Annotated in this window: 17 protein-coding genes; 13 read left to right on the forward strand and 4 right to left on the reverse strand. The window is 40.3% G+C overall.

Features of this window, described 5'->3' with window-relative positions; translation table 11 throughout:
* The first annotated feature begins 242 nt into the window (after positions 1–242).
* The 4 genes from BA79_RS10105 (at position 243) to BA79_RS10120 (ending at position 4,654) form a co-directional block, all read left to right on the forward strand.
* Entirely contained in the window at positions 243–992 is a 750-nt protein-coding gene (locus tag BA79_RS10105) for an SDR family NAD(P)-dependent oxidoreductase (RefSeq protein WP_035702648.1), read from the forward strand.
* Between the two features lie 371 nt (positions 993–1,363).
* A complete protein-coding gene (locus BA79_RS10110) occupies positions 1,364–2,584 on the forward strand; it encodes an MFS transporter (RefSeq protein WP_035702651.1) in 1,221 nt (406 codons plus the stop codon).
* A gap of 70 nt (positions 2,585–2,654) precedes the next feature.
* Positions 2,655–3,695 (forward strand): 2,3-butanediol dehydrogenase, encoded by a 1,041-nt coding sequence (locus BA79_RS10115; protein ID WP_008342621.1) that lies wholly within the window; start codon positions 2,655–2,657, stop codon positions 3,693–3,695.
* Positions 3,696–3,823: 128 nt separating this feature from the next.
* Positions 3,824–4,654, forward strand: a complete 831-nt coding sequence (locus BA79_RS10120; protein WP_007501404.1) for a manganese catalase — start codon at positions 3,824–3,826, stop codon at positions 4,652–4,654.
* 35 nt (positions 4,655–4,689) lie between these two features.
* Here BA79_RS10120 and BA79_RS10125 read toward each other — a convergent pair whose 3' ends face one another.
* Genes BA79_RS10125 through BA79_RS10140 form a run of 4 tightly spaced genes read right to left on the reverse strand, consistent with a single transcriptional unit; the run spans position 4,690 to position 7,732 of the window.
* Positions 4,690–5,403 (reverse strand): amino acid ABC transporter permease, encoded by a 714-nt coding sequence (locus BA79_RS10125; protein ID WP_008342619.1) that lies wholly within the window; start codon positions 5,401–5,403, stop codon positions 4,690–4,692.
* Between the two features lie 12 nt (positions 5,404–5,415).
* Entirely contained in the window at positions 5,416–6,114 is a 699-nt protein-coding gene (locus tag BA79_RS10130) for an amino acid ABC transporter permease (RefSeq protein WP_035702654.1), read from the reverse strand.
* Positions 6,111–6,971, reverse strand: coding sequence for an amino acid ABC transporter substrate-binding protein (locus BA79_RS10135; protein ID WP_035702656.1), 861 nt, complete (start codon positions 6,969–6,971; stop codon positions 6,111–6,113). The genes BA79_RS10130 and BA79_RS10135 overlap by 4 nt, the downstream gene beginning before the upstream one ends.
* The gene (locus BA79_RS10140) at positions 6,968–7,732 is read right to left on the reverse strand and encodes an amino acid ABC transporter ATP-binding protein (protein WP_024718348.1); all 765 of its coding nucleotides are present in this window, start codon (positions 7,730–7,732) and stop codon (positions 6,968–6,970) included. Before BA79_RS10140 ends, BA79_RS10135 begins: the two co-directional genes overlap by 4 nt.
* 144 nt (positions 7,733–7,876) lie before the next feature.
* Between BA79_RS10140 and BA79_RS10145 the strand changes: the two genes are divergently transcribed.
* The 9 genes from BA79_RS10145 (at position 7,877) to hxlR (ending at position 13,954) form a co-directional block, all read left to right on the forward strand.
* On the forward strand, positions 7,877–9,046 hold the full coding sequence (locus BA79_RS10145) for an acyl-CoA dehydrogenase family protein (RefSeq protein WP_035702658.1): 1,170 nt from the start codon (positions 7,877–7,879) through the stop codon (positions 9,044–9,046).
* 115 nt (positions 9,047–9,161) lie between these two features.
* Entirely contained in the window at positions 9,162–9,950 is a 789-nt protein-coding gene (blaBPU, locus tag BA79_RS10150) for a BPU family class D beta-lactamase (RefSeq protein WP_035702660.1), read from the forward strand.
* A 217-nt stretch (positions 9,951–10,167) separates the two neighbouring features.
* On the forward strand, positions 10,168–10,788 hold the full coding sequence (locus tag BA79_RS10155) for a hypothetical protein (protein ID WP_035702662.1): 621 nt from the start codon (positions 10,168–10,170) through the stop codon (positions 10,786–10,788).
* Positions 10,789–10,790: 2 nt separating this feature from the next.
* Positions 10,791–11,396 carry a hypothetical protein gene (locus BA79_RS10160; RefSeq protein WP_411801801.1) on the forward strand — a complete coding sequence of 202 codons (606 nt, stop codon included), beginning with the start codon at positions 10,791–10,793 and terminating at the stop codon, positions 11,394–11,396.
* 5 nt (positions 11,397–11,401) lie between these two features.
* A complete protein-coding gene (locus tag BA79_RS10165; protein ID WP_035702669.1) occupies positions 11,402–11,800 on the forward strand; it encodes a YxiG family protein in 399 nt (132 codons plus the stop codon).
* Positions 11,801–11,859: 59 nt separating this feature from the next.
* On the forward strand, positions 11,860–12,207 hold the full coding sequence (locus tag BA79_RS10170; protein ID WP_035702672.1) for a YxiJ family protein: 348 nt from the start codon (positions 11,860–11,862) through the stop codon (positions 12,205–12,207).
* Between the two features lie 18 nt (positions 12,208–12,225).
* Positions 12,226–12,603, forward strand: coding sequence for a hypothetical protein (locus BA79_RS10175; protein WP_035702675.1), 378 nt, complete (start codon positions 12,226–12,228; stop codon positions 12,601–12,603).
* Positions 12,604–12,656: 53 nt separating this feature from the next.
* A complete protein-coding gene (locus BA79_RS10180) occupies positions 12,657–13,526 on the forward strand; it encodes an alpha/beta hydrolase (RefSeq protein WP_035702679.1) in 870 nt (289 codons plus the stop codon).
* A gap of 71 nt (positions 13,527–13,597) precedes the next feature.
* The gene (hxlR, locus tag BA79_RS10185; RefSeq protein ID WP_012010675.1) at positions 13,598–13,954 is read left to right on the forward strand and encodes a transcriptional activator HxlR; all 357 of its coding nucleotides are present in this window, start codon (positions 13,598–13,600) and stop codon (positions 13,952–13,954) included.
* Positions 13,955–14,172: the final 218 nt, after the last annotated feature.

The following is a 14,172-nucleotide window of genomic DNA, read 5'->3' on the forward strand; positions in this document are numbered from 1 at the left end:
AGACTGTGTCTAATATATGGGGTGCACTTCAATAGAATGACTGAATGATAAACACAAACTTTCCCAGACTTTACACAAGAAGCAAACGACTATGTCGTCAATATGGAGAATTACAAATATACCACCCTCCTAATGTATGATTTAGGTGGTGGTTTTTCTATGTCCCATTTGACTAGGTATCGTGTATACATGAGTGGTATGATAGACGACAACATCTCATGAGAGAAAGGATAGGATAAACGATGAATTTTCACAATAAAACAGTCGTTATCACTGGCACAGCAAATGGAATTGGTGAGTCGATCGCGTATGGCTATGCGAAAGAAGGGGCGCGTGTTGTGCTTGCGGATATTGACGAAGAGAAGGGCAAGCGCTTGGAAGATCAGCTGAAAAAGGAGTCCTTTGAGGCTTTTTTTAAAAAAACGGATGTGAAACAAGAGAAGGATATTCAAGACATCATGTCAGCTGCTGTGGCTCGTTATCAAACGATCGATATTCTCATCAATAATGCAGGGGTTATGTGTACAAAATCGCCTTATGAGCTAACGGTTGATGAGTTTGATCATGTGCTGCATACAAACCTACGAGGTGCTTTTTTATGTGCAAGGGAAGCGGCACGTTATATCAAAGAGAATCCAAACGGCGGTTCCATTGTGAATATGTCATCTACCCGTGCGACCATGTCAGAGCCTCATACAGAAGCGTATGCTGCATCAAAAGGCGGGATATCAGCACTTACTCATGCGCTGGCTGCTTCTTTTAGTCAGGATCACATAACAGTAAACAGCATTTCCCCTGGGTGGATTGAAACGAAGGGTGAGAAAAATTTGCGAGAAATTGACCATCAGCAGCACCTTTCCAATCGAGTAGGAACGCCAAGGGATATTGTCAAAGCTTGTTTTTATTTAACAGATGAAGACAATCAATTTGTGACAGGAACAGATTTGGTTGTTGATGGCGGCATGACTAGAAAAATGATTTATGCGGATTAACATGAAAAAACATTGACGTCTTGACGGAGGCGCAGTACAATATTGAACAATTCAGCTGAAGTTCGTGATGAAAAAAAGATAAAGCGCAAATAGAGAAGAGTATGTAATGGCTGCCCCACACAGAGAACTCCGTGAAGCTGAGAAGGAGCTGGGAAGCGTTACAGAACCAAGCCTCTTAGCTCTGCACCGGATTCATTGTGATGGTGGTGCAGCGGCATTCTCCCGTTATAGAGATGGGTTAGCGATAACCTGCTAAGGTTCATCTGGTAACAGGTGAATGAACTGAGGTGGCAACGCGGAGTCAATCCCGTCCTCAAGACAGAAATGTCTTGGGGGCGGGATTTTTTTATGACAAAAAGGAGGGCACCACGATGAAAAAACATTGGCGGGATATGAGCGTGTTACTTGGAGCGATTGGTATTGCGAACATAGGAGAATGGATTTATATGATTGCTCTCCATCTGCTGATTTTTCAGGAAACGGGATCCGTTCTTGCTGTTACAGCCGTCTATATGTTAAGACCTGTCTCGGCTCTTTTAACAAATAGCTGGTCTGGTAGTTTAATAGATAGACTGAATCAGCGGAATGTCATGATCAGTCTAGATCTATGCCGGGCCATTCTGATTGCTTGTTTACCCTTTGCCTTATTTTCAGGCCACTTATTGATCGTATATGTGATGCTATTTCTCATTCACATGGCACAAGCCATGTTTCATCCAGCTTCGATGGTGTATATGACAGCACTAATCCCGGCGGATAAACGAAAACGGTTTAATGCCATTCGATCTTTGCTTCAGTCTGGTGGATTTTTACTCGGACCCGCCGTAGCAGGGTTGCTGTTTCTCATTGGTACACCAGTCCTTTCAATTTATGTAAATGCAATCTGCCTTTTGATATCTGCTGTTTTGACGATGTGTTTACCGACTTTGTCAAAAGCAGCCGGGGCACAAAAACGCTTTTCTCTCTCAGTATTAAAGGAAGATGCAAAACTTGTCTTTCGTTTCAGTCTCACATCCCGGCAAGTGATGGCCGTGTATTTATTATTTAGTGCCGCCATCACGGTGCTGCCGACTGCGATTGACTCACTTGAAGCAGCTTTTGCAAAGGAAGTGCTGATGTTGACCAATACCGAATATGGGTTTCTTGTCAGTGTAGCTGGGGCAGGGATTATCGCAGGGGCATGTCTCAATACGGTCATTGTCGAAAGGCTGCCTATTTCAGTGATGCTTGGTGCGGGAAGTTTGTTTGTGGCTTTTGGATACTTGATCTATGCTTTTTCAAGCACATTGACTGTCGCAGCAGCTGGCTTTTTTGTTCTCGCTTTCTTTTTAGCATTTGCAAACACCGGTTTTATGACTTTTTATCAAACGAATATCCCGGTAGAGGTTATGGGGAGAGTGGCAAGTTTTTATGCGTTATGTGAATCTGTTCTGACGATGATGATGACAGGAATATGCGGCGCATTGGCGCATGTGTTATCGATACGTACTTCTGTCATAATCGGCTGCCTATGTATGCTTCTTATTTGTCTGTTGCTATGTTTTGTCATTTTTCGTCCATTGACTGTCAAAAAAATAGTGCATCTTACTTAGAAAATTAAAAAAATTATGTTATCATTATTTAAGTAAGTTAATTAAATTGATGAGAAAAGGAGTCTTACAAATGAAAGCACTACGCTGGCACGATCAAAAGGACATTCGACTAGAGGAAATTGACGAACCAACAGTTGCTCCAGGAAAAGTGAAACTGAAAGTAAAATGGTGCGGCATTTGTGGTAGTGATTTACATGAATATTTAGGCGGGCCGATCTTCATTCCTGTGAATGAACCTCATCCACTTACAAAAGAAAAAGCACCCATTACACTGGGACACGAGTTCTCTGGTGAAATTGTAGAAGTTGGAGAAGGCGTGAGTAATTACAAAGTAGGCGATCGAGTGGTTGTTGAACCTATTTTTGCAACTCACGGGCACCAAGGTGCTTACAACTTAGATGAAAACATGGGCTTCTTAGGACTTGCTGGTGGCGGTGGAGGATTCTCTGAATATGTATCTGTCGATGAAGAATTACTTCATTTGTTACCAGACGAAATTTCATATGAGCAAGGTGCACTTGTTGAACCTTCTGCAGTTGCTTTATATGCCGTTCGTTCTAGTAAAGTACAAGCTGGGGATACAGCAGCTGTGTTTGGCTGTGGACCAATTGGTTTACTTGTCATTGAAGCATTAAAAGCAGCTGGTGCTACTGACATTTATGCAGTGGAATTATCAAAAGAGCGCCAAGAAAAAGCAAAAGAACTTGGAGCGATCATTGTAGATCCTTCTCAGTATGAAGATGTTGTTCAAGAAATCGCACGCCGTACAAATGGTGGAGTCGATGTTTCTTTTGAAGTGACAGGTGTACCTGTTGTATTGAAGCAAGCAATCCAATCAACTAGAATTTCAGGTGAAACAGTCATTGTAAGCATTTGGGAAAAGGGCGCAGAAATTATGCCGAATGACATTGTCATTAAAGAACGTACAGTCAAAGGAATCATCGGCTACAGAGATGTTTTCCCATCTGTATTAAACTTAATGAGAAAAGGCTATTTCTCTGCAGACACACTCGTCACGAAGAAAATCAAGTTGGACGATGTGATCGAAGATGGCTTCCATGCATTAATCAATGAAAAAGATCAAGTGAAAATTTTAGTCAGTGCTGAATAAGTAGGACGAAAAAGAGAATGGCAGATGCCGTTCTCTTTTTTTTATAAGAGCATGCGATTTTTCATAAAGAGGGCATCGGCTGAATAGTGATAACTGCAAAGGTTTTTGTAAATAAAGGAGATGACATCATGTTTTATCACATTAAAGAACTGCAATATGAAGCAAAGCCCTCTAAGCCGGACCCTCTTTATGCGAAAAAATTACAAGAGGTGTTAGGCGGTCAATATGGAGAAATCAGCGTGATGATGCAATATTTATTTCAAGGGTTTAACTGCCGAGCGGATCAAAAATATAAAGATTTGCTCCATGACATTGGAACGGAGGAAATCGGTCATGTCGAAATGCTGGCAACGATGATTGCTCGATTACTTGATAATGCCCCAGTTAAAGAACAAGAAGAAGCGTATCAAAGTGATCCAGCACTTGCAGCCGTCATGGGCGGAATGAATCCTCAACATGCAATTGTTGCAGGCTTAGGGGCAATGGCAGCAGATAGTCAAGGGTATCCGTGGAATGCAAAATATATCATTGCAAGCGGAAATTTAATGGCTGACTTCCGGGCAAATTTGAATGCGGAGTCACAAGGCAGACTTCAGGTTACACGGCTTTATGAAATGACCGATGACCGCGGAGTGAAGGATATGCTCTCCTTTCTCATTGCTCGTGATACATATCATCAAAATATGTGGCTGGCTGCAATTAAGGAATTGGAAGAACGAGAAGGGGATGTCGTTGTTCCAACCACCTTCCCGCGCTCACTGGAAAAACAGCAAGTATCCTATGATTTGTTTAACTTCTCAAGAGGAGAAGAAAGCAAAGAAGGCAGATGGGCACATGGCCGAAGTATGGATGGAAAGGGAGAATTCAGATATATTTCTGCCCCTGTCGTGTTCGGCTCTGCGCCTAAACTCAAACCAGCACCGAAAGAACTATATAACACACCGAAAAAAGGGGAATAAAAAAGTCGATCAGGGTTTGTACCTGATCGGCTTTTTTAACGTCCAAGAGATTTTCCGTACACGCTGACTCGTTTCTCTAACAAAGCAAAAGCGAGTTCAAAGAAAATACTAAGCATCCAATAGATCAAAGCAGAGACAAGATACGTTTCTAAAAATTTGTAGCCGTCATTTGCAATGATGCGAGAGATCCCCATGATTTCCAGTACACCAATTGTAAACGAAAGGGATGTGGCTTTTAACAGCTGAATGAGCTGATTCCCTAGGTTTGGCAGGGCAACCACAAACGCTTGCGGTAAAATAATGCGAATCATCGCCTGTCTGGTGGTCATGCCAACGATTTTCGCCGCTTCAAGCTGCCCTCTGTCTACCGCAAGGAGTGCGCTACGGACCACTTCTGTTAAATGTGCGGCTGAATGCAGGCTGAAGGTGATAAGGGCAACGGTAAGCGGGGAGACCATATCCGGGTGAAAGGTCAACCCAAAAGTGCTATTCATTTTGGTCAGAACAAATGGAATGCCATAAAAGAAAGCAAACAACTGAACAATGAGAGGTGTTCCTCTAAAAAATGAGACATAGAGCGTGACCAGCTGGCGGAGCACAGGGATACGAAAGAGGCGAATGAAAGCAAAAACAGATCCAATCAAAAGGCTCACAGCCATAGAAACAAGTGCAATCAATAAGGTAAAGGGAACGCCTTTTAGAATATGTGGTATTTGGTCAATCGCAAATGATATATCAATGGTTTGCATCAAATCGCCTCCTTAGCGTGACAGGCTGGTGCGGCCTTTCACAAATTTTCTTTCCAGTAGCATCGTGATCAGTTCAATACTGATGCAAATCAGCCAATACACAATTGCAATGATGACGTACACTTCAAACATCCCTATCCCGTAGTTATTGCCTAGGATGATTTTGACCTGTCCCATCATATCAATGAGTCCGATTGTAAATGCAATGGCGGTATCTTTCACGAGATCAATGGTGTAATTTCCGAGGTTCGGAAGTGCAATGAGAAAGGCTTGCGGAATAATGATCCTCATTAATGCCTGTGTATCTGTCATCCCAACAATGTAAGCTGCTTCAAGCTGATCTTTCCCAACAGAGGAATATGCACTGCGAAAGACTTCAGATAAATAAGCGCCCGTATGTAACGAGAATGTGATCATCACAAATAACACACGATCCCAATGATTGATTTGAATTCCGGCCATGAGTAAAAGCTGAGGCAGGCCAAAATAAATCAGAAATAACTGAACAATGAGCGGCGTACTTCGTGTAAATGACAAATAAATGACCGCCAATTGTTTCAGCACTGGAATTTGTTTGATTCGAATGTAAGCAAACAGCAATCCGATGATGATGGCAAAAAACAATGACACCACAATCATCAGAAATGTGAGTGGCAGACGATCCACCACTTGTAAAAAGATTCTTAGCCAATCTCCAGCTGTAAACGTCATGGCGATTCCTTCCTTTCTTCATATTGATAGCCTTGCTCTGATATATAGTCAATATCTTGAAAGAAATCAACGCCAAACCATTTCTTCGCAAGGTCAGGTAATGTTCCGTCTTCTATCATCTCTTGTGTCACTCGGTCCAATTGTGATGCTAGTTTCTTTTGACTAGGCTGTAAGACAAGATAAATAGGTTCCTTTGAGACAATGCCGCCCACTTTGACTTTCAGGTGAAGATGTTTTTGAATCGTATCAAAGGTCGAAATATTCATAAAAGCCGCATCGGACCGTCCACTTTCGACTCGTTTTAAATTGAGTTCGTTTGAAGGGCTTTCAATGGTCGTGAGCGGAATTTTCCGATCATTTTCTTCATTATATTGATTTAATATGGAACGAAGGCCGCCGCTAGGACTGACGGGAGCGAGCTTTTTTGATGTCATATCGTCTAGAGATTCAATATCTTGCTCTGATTCATTCACAATTAAACCTGTCATCGAATAGCCGTATGGAACCTTAGGATAAAGAAAGCGTTTTTCACGTTCAGGATTACTAAAAAACCAATTAGCCGCCATTTCAAATTTCCCAGCGCCGATCCCAATTAAATTGGATTCTTCCTCGCCAAAGATATAATCAAAATGAATGTGTGGCAAACGTTTCTCGACTTCATTTAAATAATCGATGTTATAGCCAATCGGCTCGTTGCGGTCATTTGTGGCTAAAAAAGGCGGATTGACTTCTGCGCTTAGTGCGACTTTGACAATTTGTCTGCCGTCATCTGTTGTCGTTTTCACACTGCTGCAGCCAATGAGAGAGAAGAGAAACAGAAGGATACTAGCGGCGGTGAATAAAGTCTTGCGCTTCATCTGTCTTCCTCCAATCCTTGCCACATCCCGCGATGAATTCTTGATAAAAATTGTTTCGTTCGTTCATGCTGAGGCTTCATCAGGACGTCTTCTGGTGAGCCTTTTTCAACGATTTCCCCATCTGCCATAAAGATCACTGTATCCGCTACATCTTTTGCAAACGAGATTTCATGCGTCACAATGACCATCGTCATTCCTTGGCTCGCAATATCTTTCATCATTTCAAGGATTTCTCCGACCATCTCTGGGTCCAGTGCGGACGTTGGTTCATCAAACAAAAGCACCGCAGGATTCATGGCAAGCGCACGAGCAATCCCAATCCGCTGCTGTTGACCCCCGGATAATTCACTTGGAAACGCATCTTTTTTATGAAGCAGCCCAATTCGCGTTAACAATTGCTCTCCGATTTTTTCCGCCTCTTTTTTAGACATGTTTTGAGACACAATCAATCCTTCTGTGATGTTTTCGAGTGCTCGTTTATTTTGAAACAAGTGATAATGCTGAAACACCATAGACGATTGCTGTCTGAGTTTTAGAAGATCTTTTTTTCGATATTGTTCAAATTGAATCGTGGCTTCTCCAACTGTCAGCGTTCCTTTGTCTGGGATATCAAGGCTGTTTAAACTGCGGAGAAGGGTTGTTTTTCCTGATCCGCTCGGTCCAATAATGGCGACCACTTCACCTTCTTGTACGGTGAAATCAATTCCTTTTAACACATGAGTTGACCCATAGGATTTATGTAGATTAGTAGCAGAAATCATAAAAGCATCACGTTCCTTTGACATATGTACTTAATATTGATAAAATTTAACACATTAAATCCTATAAGTAAAGTGTGTTTTAATAATACCTATTGGATAAATCGGATATGATAGATTGAGAGAAACAGAGGAGTTGGATACGTTTTGTCTAAAGCATTATTTGTCGATACAGATTTTCAAAAAAATTGGCTAGATCAACTAGAATCCCTTCGTGAAACGATCGAACAATCTGCAAAAGAACATGATGAGGGTGCCTATTTTCCTAAACAAAATATCGAATCATTAGTAAAACTGGGCTATACAACGTTGTCTCTGCCTGTTGAGTACGGGGGCGGGGGTCAATCTGTAAAGGATATGGTTCTTTTTCAAGAAACACTAGGAAGTATGGATGGAGCAACTGCCTTATCGATCGGCTGGCACCAAGGAGTTGTTGGTGAAATTTATGAAAAGAAACTATGGAATGAGAAGCAGCTGCAATTTTTTGCTAAAGAAATCAAGAATGGGGCTCTTGTGAACCGGGCCGTCAGTGAGGCGCAAACAGGGAGTCCAACAAGAGGGGGCAAACCTGGAACAACTGCAACGAAATCAGGAGATCAATGGGTGATCAATGGCCGGAAAACATTTACAACGATGTCACCAGCACTCACATATTTTCTCGTCGGTGTATGGATCGAAGAAAAAGAAGCGATGGGCTTCTTCTTAATTCACCGTGATACAAAAGGTGTTTCTATAGAAGAAACGTGGGATGTTGTTGGCATGAGAGGAACAGAGAGCCATGATTTAATTCTAGATCAAGTGGAAGTTCCAGATGACATGTTGGTTGAAGTGCAAAAAGGACCTCGGGGCGGTACGTTAAACCCTTGGATCGCACATATTCCTTCCTGCTATTTAGGGATTGCACAAGCGGCAAGAGACTATGCTGTTCAGTATGCCATCACCCATTCACCGAACAGTATTAGCGGAACGATTAGCGAACTGCCAAATGTCCAAACACTGATTGGCGAAATTGATTTACTACTAAAGCAAGCACGCCATGTCATCTATTCAACGACAACATTGTATGAGCAGCCAGAGAAAAGAGAGCTGTTAATCAATGAATTCGGTGCTGTGAAGCATACAGTCGTTAATGATAGTCTGCAAGTGGTCGATAAAGCCATGCGTTTAGTCGGTGCAAAAAGCTTAAGCCTTAGCTGCCCGCTTCAACGTTACTATCGAGACATTCGTGCTGGCCTTCATAACCCACCAATGGACGATATGACCATTTCGAAAATTGCAAAGCAAGCGATTGAAGAGAAAAAATTGAACGTACAATAAACAGAAAGCCGGATAAAACCGGCTTTTTTTATTGAAAAAGAGGACGAGCGGCTCTTATTTCTGATCAGTCAGCATGCTACAATCAATTGCAATCATGAGCAAAGAGGGTGATTGTTTGCAAAAAAAGAAGATGAAATGGCTGATTGCTGCCGTGATGCTTGCAGCACTTTGTATGAGCGAGCCAGCATCAAGTGAAGGAACATCTCCAAAATGGTCCGTCCATGAATTCATGAAAGATCGGGAAGGCACATTTGTGATTCAAGAAGTAAAAGAAAAATCACCATGGGTGTATAACAAAAGAAGAGCGAACAAGCGCTTTGCACCACAATCAACGTTTAAAATAGCAAATGCCTTAATCGGACTTCAAACTGGCGCAGTTAAAGATGAATACGACATCAAATATTGGGACGGAGTAAAAAGAGAGATTGATAACTGGAATAAGGACCATACACTGGGCTCTGGCATGAGAGATTCAGTCGTCTGGTATTATCAAGCCATGGCGCGTGATATCGGGGAAGAACGCATGAGCCATTGGATAAAAGCCATTCATTATGGGAATCAAGACATATCTGGCGGAATCGATCAATTTTGGCTAAGCAGTACGTTGCGCATTTCTCCAGTAGAACAAGTTCATTTCCTTAAACAGCTATATGAAGAAAGTCTCCCATTTGACCTATCGGTTATGAGAACCGTCAAACGAATGATGATACAAGAAGAAGAGAAACACACCACGCTATACGGAAAAACAGGCTCCGGATCAGGCATAGGCTGGTACGCAGGATTCATCAAACATGAAAACAAAACCTACATCTTCACCACAAATATAGAAGGCACCGGACTAGAAGCAAAAGAAATCACCTATCGTATTTTGAAAAAATATCATTTGGTAGAAGCATCCGTTTAGGGTGCTTTTTTTATGAGTAGAAATGGAGACTTTTTGATAAAATGATGATATATGGATTCGTTTGGATATGTCATATAAACGACATAATTGTCAAAATATCTTAAATGGGATAATGACGAGAAAAGAAGTTTCTATTATTTAAAAACTGTAAGAAACAGAGAAAGAATTAAATAAACTACTAGATCGTCTTAAAAGGTGAAAAGAGAGGAGCAAAGATTTGAAACGGCTTGAACACTTATTTATGCATTCAGAAAATGAATTCAGATCCTATCAGTCTTTAGTCGAGAATGTGTTTTATCAAAATGAACATCTGCCACAACAAGTATTCCAAAAGAATTTTGATTGTTTTTTGTTTCAAGAGTTTGATTGGGCATTGAGTGATGAGGTTTTAACAACAATAAAAAAGCTATCAGTTTTAACACAAGATAAGGACTTTTTAACGGCGGTCCTTAAGCCAGATCCAGTAGAATACTATATGAAGGAATTTGGTTATTATAATTGGCTGAGGACGAGTGTTGACATTTCTGGTGAGGACTATGTAAATGCCTTATGGACCAGTCCAGAAAGCTCCATAGCTGATGCTATTATCACTAACTCAAATATCGTTGTTTGGTTATCTCATTCTTTGGAGTGGGCAATTTGGGGAGATAGAGAGCTTGAAATTTGTATATTAGGTTTGGCATCTAAAAAAGCACCAAAGACATTCTTAGAAGAAGGATGGAAACCATTAGATCATCCTAGCTTAACAGATTGGTTAGAGCTATTATTAAATGACAAAAAGAAAGTCAATGATTATGTCACTCAATTTGCAACTCATTATTCTTCAAAAGGGGCATAAAATTGTTTATCACTAATCCGAAAGAATTTGAACATTATTTATCATTTATTCATTCGCTAGTTCATTGTAAAAAAACATTCCCTGAACAAGTGTTTAAAACAGGACAGCATGATTATTTATTTGAAGAATTTCATTGGTTATTATCTGATGACAGCTGGGATATGTTAAAGCATGTGGCTTTGATTCATGGTGACGACAATATATTTATGGCTGTATTAGAAGATCAGAAAAGTATGGATCATTTTTATCAGGATTTTGGTTATTATCCTTGGGTGAAAATACCGTTACATATCTCATCTAGTGATTACCTTGATATTTTAGCGGATTACCCGCAGCAGAGTTTGAATGACAGCATCATGAATACTGCATCTCGCATCTTATGGGTGTCTCCTTCTGCGAAATGGATGATTTATGGAGAAAGAGATTATGAAATCGGAGTATTAGCAACTCATAAAATTGAAATCAAGGACAATCATATGTTGAAAACGTGGAGACCTTTAGATGAGGTTGTATTAGGTTGGGTTTCAGTTGTATTTCCGAATCAAAAACTTCCTGATGATTTTAAAAAAGAACTGATTCGAAATTATACTAATTTTTTGGGGGAGTGAATGAGATGTTTAGCAGTATTGAGAAATGGATCGATTATTTAGATGGTGTCTGTGAGGTACTGGCATTCTCATTTGATTTTTTTCGTAAAGAACTAGTCATAAACATTAGTATAAGTGAAATAAATGATGCTCGGTATCATGAAATACGATTTATGAATGTGGCGAGTCTTTATTATAATGGGGGTGAAGGTAATGATAGATTTGAAGAATTGATACAAGAAGAGATGAATTGGCAAATTTTTGAATGTAGTTACCATCCTAATGGGATAGGGAATCTTAAAAATGTACTTCTTGAAGAATTTGATTCAAATGCAAATTTTCTATTTAACATCAATGGGATGTTACTCGCAATAGAATCGAAAAACGTATGTTTCGATTCACAAGAATTTATTTGCAGTGTATAGGAAGATCTCATTAGCGTCTAAATAAGAATTAAAAACAATGAGAGATTGGGGAAAAAACCATGAGAATCAGCCGTGATAAACAAGGTTTATTCGATGATGTAAAACAACGTTATCAATACTTATTAGATTTATCTTATCCAGATGAAATCGTCTCTTTTGAAGAGGAAACTGGTATATGTTCAGGTGATTTTTATATGTTTTTTTCACTTGTTGCAGGCAGCTTAAGTTATGTGGTCGATCATAAACGAATACCGAAAAAACAGTTAAACGTGCTGCGTCAGTCATTTGAAGAGCAATATCCCCAAATCAAATCGTATCAACAGATCCTTGAATCGTATCCTTTATTGCATTCCTATGTTCAATGCCATGAAGAAACAAGAAAACGAATCATTGCACTTATACAATAACCTCTTGGAGGCCAAACAATGACATGGTTTTTAAATGAAAAAATCCAGAAACAAATCCCTAATTTCAATATCAACCATTTAAAGCAAATCAATGAATTTCACTACTTTAAAGAGTATAATGAACATTACGACTTGATCAACTGTATTGTAATACACATCCCATATGATTCCCCGAATCTGCAAGCAGACATACATCTGAAATTTACCAACGTCTCTTCTGTTCAAATCAAAGATTTGGAGTTAACAAACGATTCCTCTCTTTTTTTGAACATTCAACTTTTGGATAGAGGCTGGGAATATTTGAATTACTTTGTCGAAGATTATGAAGAACAGTATTTTTCTTTTTATTGTGAAACGATTCAAGTCATACAAGTCGTTTCAAATGAATCGGGCTAGTCGCTCTACATATGTGCGAATCATACTTCCCCATCCCAACACAGAAAGGTGCAATGACATTGAATCGAATCATGAAATGGCTCTTATTTGCGGCGGTCATCGCTGGATTATTGGTATGCGCATTCTTTGTGTTCCGTTTCAACCAGCCTAAGCCGACGACGAACATCCATTATGCAGACACACAAAACAAACAGCAAACACTGGATATATATATGCCAAAGGGAAAAGATGAAGACAAAAAGAAGAAGCATCCAGTCATGATCTATCTCCATGGCGGAGGCTGGACAGGCGGCGATAAGAATAGAGTCGCTTCAAAGGCTGATTATTTTACGGGTCAAGGGTATGTGTTTGTTTCAATGAATTACAGGCTTCACCCTGATGCCAACTACGAGCAGATGGCAGATGATACGGCAAGCGCTATTAAATGGGTCAAGGATCATGCAGATGAATATCAAATCGATTCGTCAAAAATCAATGTCATGGGTCACTCAGCGGGCGGTCATTTGACGGCGCTGGTTGCCACAGATTCGACCTACTTAAAACGTGTGGGGTTGTCGCCAAAAACGATCAATTCCATCGTGATTTTAGATGGACCGTTAAACATCAATCAATTTATACAAGCCATTCCCTCGTATAAAAAAGTCTTTGGCAAACAAGAGGAGAATTGGACAAAGGCATCACCTGTCACTTATATGAATCAAAAGAATGTACCTCCTGTCTATTTGGTTACAGGCTGGGAAAATCCTGAGGTGTACCGATTTGCAGAAAAACTGAATCATGAGAAAGGCTCTAATTTTGTGTTTCGGGTTCATTCGCTGAGCCACAGTGATTTAAATAAATGGTTTGGATCTGACAGAGCGCCAAAAGAAGCGCAAGAGATGACAAAGGCTGTGATGGCTTTCGTCAAAAAACAAAATCAATAACAAAGACTGTATGCTAGGGCAATCCATTTTGCCTCAGTATATGATAAAGTGGTTTGAGATTAAAGGAGTGTATGTCGTTGTCATCAAGAATGGAAAATAAAGTGTTCAATTGCGAAAAAGAGCTGACGCTGAATATTATCGGCGGGAAGTGGAAAATGCTGATCTTATGGCACCTTGGCAGAGAAGGGACAAAACGGTTTGGTGAGTTAAAGTCGTTAATGCCTGGAATTACGCAAAGAATGCTTGTCAATCAGCTAAGAGAATTAGAGGAAGATCACATTGTGCACCGGGAGGTTTATCCTGTCGTCCCGCCAAAGGTTGAGTATTCTCTCACGGAACTCGGAGAAAGCTTAATGCCGATTTTAGAGGCGATGTATGATTGGGGCAAACAATATCTCGACAGCAATTTTTTAAAGGATGATAAATAGAAAGACGATAGATGTAGACAAAGAGCTAAAATCATTTTATTTTAGCTCTTTGTTTTCTTTTTAGCGTGACTTGAAAACCTTTGCAGTTTAGGAAGGACGAGTACTGGAGCGGCATCACAACACAGACTTGACACCGAATGCGAGGGTTTGTCAGTACGTTTAGATACTGGTCGAAAAGACAGTGTCTTTTTTGTAACCATATGCGAAAAAGTATAGTA

The organism is Bacillus altitudinis 41KF2b, assembly GCF_000691145.1.
In the GTDB taxonomy this organism is placed as follows: Bacteria; Bacillota; Bacilli; order Bacillales; family Bacillaceae; genus Bacillus; species Bacillus altitudinis.

What these genes read in the sequence shown, in the direction of transcription:
- BA79_RS10130 (WP_035702654.1), bottom strand. Translation starts at nt 6,114, where the DNA reads ATGACGTTTACAGCTGGAGATTGGCTAAGAATCTTTTTACAAGTGGTG.
- BA79_RS10110 (WP_035702651.1), top strand. Translation starts at nt 1,364, where the DNA reads ATGAAAAAACATTGGCGGGATATGAGCGTGTTACTTGGAGCGATTGGT.
- BA79_RS10125 (WP_008342619.1), bottom strand. Translation starts at nt 5,403, where the DNA reads ATGCAAACCATTGATATATCATTTGCGATTGACCAAATACCACATATT.
- BA79_RS10170 (WP_035702672.1), top strand. Translation starts at nt 11,860, where the DNA reads ATGAGAATCAGCCGTGATAAACAAGGTTTATTCGATGATGTAAAACAA.
- BA79_RS10120 (WP_007501404.1), top strand. Translation starts at nt 3,824, where the DNA reads ATGTTTTATCACATTAAAGAACTGCAATATGAAGCAAAGCCCTCTAAG.
- BA79_RS10140 (WP_024718348.1), bottom strand. Translation starts at nt 7,732, where the DNA reads ATGATTTCTGCTACTAATCTACATAAATCCTATGGGTCAACTCATGTG.
- BA79_RS10165 (WP_035702669.1), top strand. Translation starts at nt 11,402, where the DNA reads ATGTTTAGCAGTATTGAGAAATGGATCGATTATTTAGATGGTGTCTGT.
- hxlR (WP_012010675.1), top strand. Translation starts at nt 13,598, where the DNA reads ATGTCGTTGTCATCAAGAATGGAAAATAAAGTGTTCAATTGCGAAAAA.
- BA79_RS10180 (WP_035702679.1), top strand. Translation starts at nt 12,657, where the DNA reads ATGACATTGAATCGAATCATGAAATGGCTCTTATTTGCGGCGGTCATC.
- BA79_RS10135 (WP_035702656.1), bottom strand. Translation starts at nt 6,971, where the DNA reads ATGAAGCGCAAGACTTTATTCACCGCCGCTAGTATCCTTCTGTTTCTC.
- BA79_RS10115 (WP_008342621.1), top strand. Translation starts at nt 2,655, where the DNA reads ATGAAAGCACTACGCTGGCACGATCAAAAGGACATTCGACTAGAGGAA.
- BA79_RS10175 (WP_035702675.1), top strand. Translation starts at nt 12,226, where the DNA reads ATGACATGGTTTTTAAATGAAAAAATCCAGAAACAAATCCCTAATTTC.
- BA79_RS10105 (WP_035702648.1), top strand. Translation starts at nt 243, where the DNA reads ATGAATTTTCACAATAAAACAGTCGTTATCACTGGCACAGCAAATGGA.